The 10072-nt window shown below is 62.2% G+C and carries 8 protein-coding genes; 6 read left to right on the forward strand and 2 right to left on the reverse strand.

The features are described 5' to 3' along the window. Nucleotides 1-71: 71 nt before the first annotated feature. The 4 genes from IEW17_RS21300 to IEW17_RS20145 all read left to right on the forward strand — a co-directional run bounded on the left by IEW17_RS21300 (nt 72) and on the right by IEW17_RS20145 (nt 6545). Nucleotides 72-203, forward strand: a complete 132-nt coding sequence (locus IEW17_RS21300) for a hypothetical protein (RefSeq protein ID WP_262891863.1) — start codon at nt 72-74, stop codon at nt 201-203. Between the two features lie 127 nt (nt 204-330). Beyond that, complete coding sequence (locus tag IEW17_RS20135; protein WP_188563861.1) at nt 331-2397, forward strand: peptidylprolyl isomerase; 2067 nt, start codon at nt 331-333, stop codon at nt 2395-2397. Between the two features lie 28 nt (nt 2398-2425). Then, a complete protein-coding gene (locus IEW17_RS20140) occupies nt 2426-3283 on the forward strand; it encodes a mechanosensitive ion channel family protein (RefSeq protein ID WP_188563862.1) in 858 nt (285 codons plus the stop codon). Nucleotides 3284-3350: 67 nt separating this feature from the next. After that, on the forward strand, nt 3351-6545 hold the full coding sequence (locus tag IEW17_RS20145) for a PAS domain S-box protein (RefSeq protein ID WP_188563863.1): 3195 nt from the start codon (nt 3351-3353) through the stop codon (nt 6543-6545). Between the two features lie 30 nt (nt 6546-6575). Here IEW17_RS20145 and IEW17_RS20150 read toward each other — a convergent pair whose 3' ends face one another. After that, on the reverse strand, nt 6576-7556 hold the full coding sequence (locus IEW17_RS20150) for an aldo/keto reductase (protein WP_188563864.1): 981 nt from the start codon (nt 7554-7556) through the stop codon (nt 6576-6578). A gap of 18 nt (nt 7557-7574) precedes the next feature. After that, a complete protein-coding gene (locus IEW17_RS20155) occupies nt 7575-7916 on the reverse strand; it encodes a cupin domain-containing protein (protein WP_188563865.1) in 342 nt (113 codons plus the stop codon). Between the two features lie 181 nt (nt 7917-8097). Between IEW17_RS20155 and IEW17_RS20160 the strand changes: the two genes are divergently transcribed. Continuing rightward, a complete protein-coding gene (locus IEW17_RS20160; RefSeq protein WP_188563866.1) occupies nt 8098-8931 on the forward strand; it encodes a serine O-acetyltransferase in 834 nt (277 codons plus the stop codon). A gap of 61 nt (nt 8932-8992) precedes the next feature. Then, nucleotides 8993-9916 (forward strand): cysteine synthase A, encoded by a 924-nt coding sequence (gene cysK, locus IEW17_RS20165; protein WP_188563867.1) that lies wholly within the window; start codon nt 8993-8995, stop codon nt 9914-9916. Nucleotides 9917-10072 lie beyond the last annotated feature (156 nt).

The following is a 10072-nucleotide window of genomic DNA, read 5'->3' on the forward strand; positions in this document are numbered from 1 at the left end:
CTCTATACCGTCGGCCTGAAAGCAATGTACCAGCAACTCGGCCAACTCCGTGCGTAACATCAGTTAATAACATGCAGATTATCAGCCGGACCAAGCTGAACGTGCCGGTGCTGAGCGCCGGGCGCAGCAACCATAGTCTCGCCAAAATCATTGCGCGGGCCAACCTGCCGCACAGCCGGCAGTACGCTATCGAACGGATGTAGAGACGCGACCCTTCGCGTCTTGGCGTTAAACGGCGGATGGCGCGGACACTGCGACGCGAAGGGTCGCGTCTTTACACCCGGTACACGGTTTATGAAACCGCTGTAAAGTTCGCGCTACATTTACCCCATGCCCATCCGTTCCTTTCGTTTTTGGCCGTTGCTGCTGTTGCTGGCCGCCTGCACCCGCACCCCGCGCCCCAGCGTCGGCCCCGCCAATAAGTATTCCGACGCCACCATTCGCCAAATCGGCACGGCGCAGGACGAGCGTAACACGGCAGCTATTCTACCTTTTCTCACCAACGCCAACCCCACCTACCGGCGCGAGGCGGCCCTGGCCCTGGCCTCGGTGCAGGCCCCGGCCGCCGTGCCCGGTCTGCTGCCGCTGCTGCGCGACCCCGAGCCCAGCGTGCGCCGTGCCGCCGCCTACGCCTTGGGCCAAACCGGCGACAGCACCGCCGTGGACAGCCTGCGTGTGCGCATCCTCAAAGAAAACGACGGCCAGGTGCGCCGCTATGTGCATGAAGCCTTGGGCCGCACCGTGACGCGCCACAGCCTGCCCGAACTCTGGCGCGTGGAAACCCTGACCGACACCGCCCGCGCCGCCGCCCTGGCCTGGGGCCTGAGCCGCGCCGCCCTGCGCGGCTTCACCTCCCCCGAAAGCATTCGGCTCACTGTGCTGGTGCTGAACTCGCCCAAACTGCCCACGCGGGGCCGGCTGGCGGCCGTCACCGGCCTTTCTCGTACCCGGGGGCTCGATGCTGACCTGGCCCGCCTGGCCGAAACCACCCTACTGCGCGTGGCAGTGAAAGACCGTTCCTACGCCGTGCGGGCAGCCGCCGCCACCACGCTTGGCAAGCTGGCAGCCTTAGCCCCGACCACTCCCGCTAGCCTGCCCCTCACCGCTACTGCCACTACTGAGCCAGCACCGACCGTTCGGAAGGCGGCGGCTGGCCCGGCCGCTGTGCTGGTGCGCTTAGCAACCAAAGACCCTGATTACCGGGTGCGGCTCAGCGCTATCCGGGCCCTGCCATTTGGGCCCGAAACTTATGCGGACAGCCGCAAGGCTGTTTTCTACGCCTTGAGCCACGACCGGGCCGCGGTGGCCCTCACGGCGGCCGAGTGGCTGCTGGCCCACGCCAAGGGCGAGTCGGGCGCGTCGCTCGCCGCCTTGGCCGACGGCAACAAGCAGGCCTCGGTGCGGGTGCGGGCGGCCCTGCTGCGGGCGGCCGTGCGCCACGCCAGCCCGGCGGCTCGCCCCAGCTTGGTCGAAACCATTGAAAAACGCTACCCCACCGCGCCTACGGTGTACGAAAAAGGCTTTTTGCTGGAAGCGCTGAGCGAAGACCCTGCTGCGTTCGATTTCGTGCGCACCGAAGCGTTTGCTGCGGGCCAGTCGCCGGTGGTGGCGGGCTATGCGCTGGGCAGCTTGCTCACCATGCGCCGGGTGGCCGACTTCCCAACGGCGCGCCATGCCGCCTTTGCCGCCGCCATGCGCCAGGCACTGGCTGGTGGTGATGTGGCCCAGCTCGGAACCGCCGCCGAGGCCCTGGCCGATGCCAAGCTCTACCCCGAAACCCAGGCTGCCGACGTAACTGCCTTGCGCCAGGCGCAAGCCAAGCTGCAGCTACCCCGTGAGATTGAGGCCTGGCAGGGCGTGCAGCAGGCCCTGGATAAGCTGGAAAAAGCGCCCAAGCCCACGCCCTCGCCTCTGGCTACGGCCCAGCAGCACCCCATCGACTGGGCGGTGGTGCAGGGCGTGCCGCTGGGCCAGCAGGTGCGGTTGCGCACTTCCAAAGGCATTATCCTGCTGGAGCTGAAGCCCAACGAAGCGCCCAGCGCGGTGGCCAGCTTTGTCACGCTCATCAACCGGAAATTTTACGATAATCTGTACTTCCACCGCGTGGTACCCAACTTCGTGGCCCAGGGCGGCGACCCCCGCGGCGATGGCAACGGCAGCGCCCCGTACAACCTGCGCTCCGAATTTGGCGACCTGCGCTACGAAGAAGGCAGCGTGGGCCTGGCCTCGGCCGGGAAGGACACCGAGAGCTGCCAGTTCTTTATCACCTACACGTCCACGCCGCACCTGGACGGCCGCTATCCCATCTTCGCCCAGGTAGTGGGCGGTATGGATGTGGTGCACAAGCTCGAAATCGGTGACCAGATTCTGAGCGTGGAATTGGTGCCGGTGTTTTAATCATAGGATTCCTCATAACCAGCGCGAAATGCCTTTTCTATTGCAAACCCTTTCCAGTCAATCCCTGTCGATGAATCAGATTACCACCTACGGCCAGCAGTTTCAGGCGCTTGCTATGCTTTATCTGCCCCGGGTGCTCATGGCCGGGCTGGCGCTGGTGGTGGGGTGGTGGGCGGTGGGGTGGGTTAGCCGGCTGATTGCGGCGGCGGCCCGGCGGCTCGATGTCTCGCTGGCCTCGTTCCTGACCAGCTTGGTCAATATCGTGCTCAAAGTACTGCTGCTGATAACGGTGGCCGGCATGATAGGCTTCGAAACCACGTCGTTTGTGGCTATTCTGGGGGCGGCGGGCCTGGCCGTGGGCCTCGCGCTACAGGGTACGCTGGCCAATTTCGCGGGCGGGGTGCTCATCCTCATTTTCAAGCCCTACGTGGTGGGCGACACCATCGAATCGCAGGGTAAGTCGGGCGAAGTACGGGAAATTCAGATTTTCAACACCATTCTTGTCACGCCGCAGGGCGATACCATTATTCTGCCCAACGGGGCCACGTCCAACAACGTCATCGTCAACAAAACAGCCCAGAACAAAGCCATAATTGAGATTCCGGCCGAAGTCGACAACAGCACCGACCTGAGCGCCCTGCGCGGCTGGGCCATTCCGCTGATGCAAGCCGATGCCGACGTGGTGGCCACACCCGCGCCGCAGGTGGTAGTCACGGCCCTGCGGCCGGGCGGCATGGCCGTGGTGTTCCGGGCGTATACCCTGGCCGGCCTCAATGTGCCCGCACAGGCCCGGCTCGTCGAGCAGCTGCAGCAGGCGCTGGCCCAGCACGGCGTGGCCGGCCCGGTGCCGGTGTCGCACAGCTACGTGCGCACGTTGCCCGTATAATAATGGCCCAAGGCTGTTATTTTCGGAGCCTCACCGGTAGCAAGTAGGAAATTTACCCAAACATGCCATGACCCGTGCGGAGCTAGAAGCGGCCCTGGAACAGCAGCGCACCGAAAATGCCACGCTACGGGCCGAACTGGCCGGGCAACGCCGTATCGACGGAGTGCCGCCGGCCTATGTGCCCGCCAGCCTATGGACTTACTTACTGGAAGAAACCCACTCGGCGGTAATACTGTGCGGTTCCGATGGCTCCGTGCAGTGGGCGAACAAGGGCTTTACTGCGCTGTGCGGGCTGGAGCTTGCCGAGATACAGGGGCGCAATTCGACCTCGTTTCTACGACTCAACCTGCGCGAGCCCGCTCTGCTGGCTTACATTGAGGACAGCCTGGCCCGGCAGGTGCCGTTTCAGTACGAAGTGTCCAATCCGCGGTCCGGTTCCGATGGCTGGCTGCGCGTGCGGGTGCAGCCCGTGGCCGCGGCTGCCGATGGGCAGGTAAGTTTCGTGGGCCTGCTGGAAGATATTACGGAGTGGAAGCAGACACAAATCGGGCTGGTTGAAAGTGAAAAGCGCTTCCGGGACTTGGCCGAGAGCGTGCCCGGCGTGCTTTATGAATGGCGGATGAACAACGACGGGACGTTCCATTTCGACTACGCGAGCCCGAAATTGGTGGAGCTGTTCGGCGTTCATCCCCAGAAATTGGACCGAATGATGGATTTTATCCATCCCAACGATTTGGTGGGCTTCAAGTCTTCATTGAATACGGCCACCAGCAACCGGGCTCCGTGGCTATTTGAATTCCGAATTGTGGCACCGGGTCAGCCCCTGCGCTGGATGCGTGGTAGCTCTATCCTCACTAGTTCCGGCCCATCGTGGGTGCGGTACAGCGGCATTCTACTCGATATCACGTCAATTAAGCAAGCGCAGGCCGCTCTGCGCGAAAGCGACATCCGTTGGCGACTGGCCGTGGATGGTTTCGGCGACGGTGCCTGGGAGCTGAATCTGCAGTCGCGGGATATTTATTATTCGGCCGACTATAAGGCGATGCTCGGGTACCAGGATGATGAGTTTCCGAATGACTACGGCACTTGGCTCGGGCATGTGCACCCCGATGACCTGAGGCAGGTGCTGGCCATTGCGCGGGCTTACCTGCGAGGCAAGTTACCGCAGGCAGTAGCTGAATACCGCATTCGATGCAAAGACGGTACGTATAAGTGGGTATTGGGCCGGGGTCAGGTTACGGCCCGCGATGCTGTCGGTGAACCCCTCACCCTAACGGGTTTGCAGACCGATATCACGGAGCTGAAAAAAGCCAAAGAGGCGCTCGAAGTTTCCAGCCAGCGGCTAGCCACGGTGATTGCCAATTTTCAGGAAGGACTGGTGATTGAGGATGAGACCCGCAGCATCGTGCTGGCCAACGAAGCTTTTGGCCGCTTGCTGCAAGTGCCTTTGGCTCCCGCGCACCTCGTTGGCAAAGCCGGAGCCTTACTAGCCGAGGGCACCAGGCAGTTTGTCAAAAACCCCAACCAATACGTGGCGCGCATCAATGCGCTGCTGCAGCGCCGCCTGCCCGTAGCGGGCGACATAATAAGCCTGCGCAACGGGCGCATTCTGCAGCGGGACTTCGTGCCCATATTCGACCAGAATCGCTACCTCGGCCACCTTTGGAAGTACGCCGATATCACGGCCCGCGCCCAGGCCGAGGCCGACCTGCGCCAGCGCGAAGAAAAGTACCGTGGCATCATCGAGAACATGTCGCTCGGCCTGGTTGAAGCCGACCTGAACGACCACCTGCTCTACGCCAACCAAAGCTTCTGCAACATGACCGGCTTCTGCAGCGAAGAGTTGGCCGGACGGCGCCTCTCGCCGCTGCTGCTCACCGGCGACGACCTGGAGCTGGTAGAAACCAAGATGAAAATCCGGCAGCAGGGCGTGGCCGACTCCTACGAAATTGCCGTAACCACCAAAACCGGGGCCCTGAAGTGGCTGCTGGTGAGCGGGGCCCCGCTCTACGACGACCACCGCCAGCATGTGGGCTCCATCGGCATTTACCTCGATGTGACGCCCCAGAAGCTGCTCGAGGCCAGCTTGCGCGAGGCCAAGGGCCAGGCCGAAATCAGTACCCAGGCCAAGCAGGACTTTCTGGCCAACATGAGCCACGAAATTCGCACGCCGATGAATGCCATTCTGGGCATGAGCCAGCTGCTGACCAAGACCAGCCTCACCGGGCCCCAGGCCAGCTACCTGCACGCCATCACCTCATCGGCCGAAAACCTGCTCGTTATCATCAACGACATTCTCGACCTGTCGAAAATCGAATCCGGGCGCATGGCCGTCGAGCGCATCGGCTTTAGGCCCGCTCAGGTGTGCGCCCAGGTCGAAAAAACCCTGCACTTCAAAGCCGAAGAGAAAGGCCTGAGCTTCGTGACCCACCTGGGCCCCGGCGTGCCCGAGGTGCTGCTCGGCGACCCTTACCGTATTACCCAAATATTGCTAAATTTGGCGGGTAATGCAGTGAAATTCACCGAGAAAGGAACGGTGGACGTGCTGTGCACGCTGGCGGCCGAGCCGCCTGAGGCTGGCCTGGCCGTGGTAGAGTTTGCAATTCAAGACACGGGCATCGGCATTGAGGCGGAGTTTATGACTCAGGTTTTCGACGATTTCAGTCAGGAAGACTCTTCCATAACCCGGCAGTTTGGCGGCACGGGCCTGGGCCTGGGTATCAGCAAAAAGCTGGTGGAGCTGATGGGCGGCGAGCTGCGGATTGAAAGCCAGAAAAATCAGGGCACCACGAGTCGCTTCACCCTGCGTTTGCCCATCGGCACGGGGCAGGATGTGCCCCGCAAGGAGGTATCCGACTTTACCGGTCTGCGGCGTCTGCTGCGTGGTAAACGCATTCTGCTGGTAGAAGATAATTCCTTCAATCGCATGCTGGCCACTATTTTCCTGACTAACTCCGAGCTGGTGGTCACGGAAGCCCTCAACGGGCAAGTGGCCGTGGAGCTGGCCCAGGTACAGGAGTTCGACCTCATTCTGATGGATGTGCAAATGCCCGTCATGAATGGCTACCAGGCCACGGCCGTGCTCCGCCAGCAACTGGGATTGGTCGTGCCCATCATTGCCCTCACGGCCAATGCCATCACCGGCGAGCGCGAAAAGTGCCTGGCCGCTGGCATGAACGACTACCTGACCAAGCCATTTCAGGAAGCCTCGCTGGTGAAAATGGTCTACGACTGGATTACCGTAGACCAGGTTGCCGAATAACAACGAGCCCGCCTAGCCAGGCCGAAGGCGCTACCGGTTCACGAGGCGCAGGGCTCCTTCGCCGTAGCGGGCCCCGGCTACGGGGCGGGCCGCCAGTAGCTCCTGCAACTGCTGCGTTTCGGCAAGCGTTAGTGCTACCTCGGCCGCGCCGGCATTTTCCTCCAGGTATTTCCGGCGTTTGGTGCCCGGTATAGGGATAAGGTGCTCATCCTGCCGCAACAGCCAAGCCAATGCCAGCTGCGCGGTGCTGATGCCTTTCGCTCGTGCCAGCGCATGCAGGCCGGCCACTAGCGGCGCGTTGGCATCGCCCACCTCCTCCCCAAAGCGGGGCATTGTGCGCCGCAAATCCTGCTCGGCTAGCTGCGGGCCTGGGTTGGTAAGCAGTCCGCGGCCCAAAGGTGAAAACGCGACCAGGCTGGTGCCCAATTCGCGGCAGGTTGGCAGAATTTCCGCCTCCACATCGCGGGTAAACAGGGAGTATTCCGATTGTAGCGCCGCTATCGGGTGCGTGGCCGCCGCCCGCCGCAACGAAGCCGCCGATGCTTCCGAAAGGCCAAGAAACCGCACTTTGCCCACCCTTACCAAGTCGGCCATTGCGCCCACCATTTCCTCCACAGGCACGGCCGGGTCGATGCGGTGGGCATAATACAGGTCAATGACATCGGTGCCGAGCCGCAGCAAGCTGGCATCGCAGGCGGCGGCCACGCGCTCGGGGCGCACGTCCAGGCTGGTGCCGCCTTGCCCGTCGGCCACGAAGCCGAACTTGGTGGCCAGGAACACGCGCTGGCGTTGCGCGGCCAGCACCGGCCGCAACAAGTTTTCATTGGCCCCAAAGCCGTAAACGTCGGCCGTGTCCCAAAAGGTAACGCCCAGGTCCAGGGCGCGGTGCAGGGTGGCCACGGCTTCGCGCTCGTCGCTGGGGCCGTAGGCATAGTCCGAGGCCATCGACATGCAGCCCAGCCCCAGGGCCGAAACCGACTGGCCGGTGCGGCCTAATTCACGGGTTTTCATTAGTTGGCAATGACTGATTTATTCGCCGTCGCGCCCGTGCACCTGCGCCGGGGGCGAAGTTGCTTCCACCGCCGAAAAGCTCTCCAGAATCTTGTAGGTATGCTCCGCATTTTGAGGAACCACCCACGAGTTGCCGGCTTCCAGAATCACTACCTGGCCGGCCAGGTGCAGCTCGGCGCGGCCGCTTAGCACGTAGCCCACCGTTTCGTAGGGCCGCGAAGCGGAGGCTTTGGGCTCACCGGGCTGTTCGTTTTCCCACATGCGCATGGCTACATGCTTGCCCGAAGCCAGGTATTTCTCGCCGTCGGGGCCGGTAGGGGAGTAGCGCGAATCAACTTTGGTGATGGTGGTATCGGACATGATGAGGCTTTTGGAAAAGGAGAGAAAGGAAGTACCTTGTTGGGCAGGGCCTGCGGCGATGGCAACCCTGTTTTTGCTAAACGACGAAACCGGAAAGAGCGTTGCCGCCTGCTCCCAAAACCTTCGGGCACCGGATTGGTTACAGGCCCCGGTTCTTTTTACCACCTTTTTCTCTGCTTTCGTGCCCTCACTCTCTTTTATCGAACAGCTGGCCCAGGCCCACGCCGTAGCCCCGGATGCCCTGCCCGGAGCCGCTTTCTGCGCCCTTGCCGATGGCCTGTTGGCCCTGCTTTTTCCCCAGCGGGCCGAACGCCCCCTGCCCACGGCCGACGCCGTGGCCGCCGAGCTGCACCACTTTCGCGCCGAGCTGGCCATGCTGCTCGCCCAAGTGCCGGCCCTGCCCGCCCCGGCCGCCGAGCTGGCCGAGGAGTTTACCGCGCAATTACCGGTTCTGCGGGCTGCCTTGCTGCGCGATGCCTCCGCCATCCTGGCCAGTGACCCGGCCGCGCAGGGGCTGGCCGAAATCATCAGTTCGTACCCCGGTTTCTACGCCACGGCGCTGTACCGGCTGGCGCACGCCCTGCACCAGCGCGGCCTGCCCCGCCTGCCCCGCCTGCTCAGCGAGTACGCCCACCAGCGCACCGGCATTGATATTCACCCCGGTGCGCAGATTGGCCCCGCCTTTTGCATCGACCACGGCACGGGCCTCGTTATCGGCGAAACAGCCATTATTGGGGCCAATGTGCAGATATACCAGGGCGTCACGTTGGGGGCGCTTAGCGTCACCAAGGGCCTGCAAGGCACTAAGCGCCACCCCACTATCGAAGACTACGCGGTGATTTATGCCGGCGCTACCATCCTGGGTGGCAGCACGGTTATCGGAGCCTACAGCATTATCGGGGGCAACGTGTGGCTGACCGAAAGCGTACCCTCGCATTCGCGCGTGTACCATCGCGCCCACATCAACATCTCCCGTAGCGTAGACCCAGCCGCCGAGCTGGTTTTTTCTATTTAATGCCGCGCGGACTCACGAAGCCCACGCTATACCCCAGTCACTCATTCATTTTTTTGAACAGATGAAAGCAAATTCCATTCTCGAAACCATTGGCAAAACGCCGCTGGTACGTATCAACCGCCTGTTTGCTGACACCCGCCCCGATGTGGAGGTGTGGATGAAGCTGGAGCGCGCCAACCCCGGCGGCTCCATCAAGGACCGGATTGCCCTGTCCATGTTGGAACAGGCCGAAAAAGACGGCCTCATTACCAAGAGCAGCCTGATTGTGGAGCCCACTTCCGGCAACACGGGCGTGGGCCTGGCCCTGGTAGCTGCCGTGAAAGGCTATAAGCTCACACTCGTCATGCCCGAGAGCATGAGCATTGAGCGCCGCCGCCTGATGGCTGCTTACGGAGCCAATCTGGAGCTCACGCCCCGCGAAAAAGGCATGAAAGGGGCCATTGAGAAGGCGCAGGAAATTGTGAAGAACACGCCCGGGGCCTGGATGCCCATGCAATTTTCTAACCCCGCCAATCCGCGTATACACGCCGAGACCACGGCCCAGGAAATCCTGCATGATGCTCCCGAGGGCTTCGATTTTCACATTACCGGCGTGGGTACCGGCGGCCACATCACGGCCGTTACCGAAGTGCTGAAGCCGCATTTCCCCCACATGCAAACCTTTGCCGTGGAGCCCGAAGCCTCGCCCGTTATCAGCGGTGGAGCGCCGGGGCCGCACCCCATTCAGGGCATCGGGGCCGGCTTCATCCCCGAAAATCTTCACACCAACATCCTCGACGGTGTCATTCAGGTGTCGCAGCAGGAATCGTATGAGATGACCCGCCGCGCCGCTCGCGAAGAAGGTATTTTCGTAGGCGTATCGTCGGGAGCGTCCCTGGCGGCCATTGCCAAAAAGCTGGTCGACATGCCGCAGAATGCCCGCGTTCTCACCTTCTGCTACGATACCGGTGAGCGGTACCTGTCGGTCGACGGCCTGTTCGTATAAACTCAATCTACTGCTTATGCTCCGGGGCCCAACCCTGGAGCGTAGGTACTGGGCTTCCCGCATAAACAAAAAGCCCGACCAGTCTCCTGGCTTGTCCTTACCCAAGTTTTGAAAGCGCGCCGGCCGGTAGGTTGGCGCGCTTTTTTTGCGGCCATG

It is taken from the genome of Hymenobacter frigidus (assembly GCF_014640435.1).
Classification (GTDB): Bacteria; Bacteroidota; Bacteroidia; order Cytophagales; family Hymenobacteraceae; genus Hymenobacter; species Hymenobacter frigidus.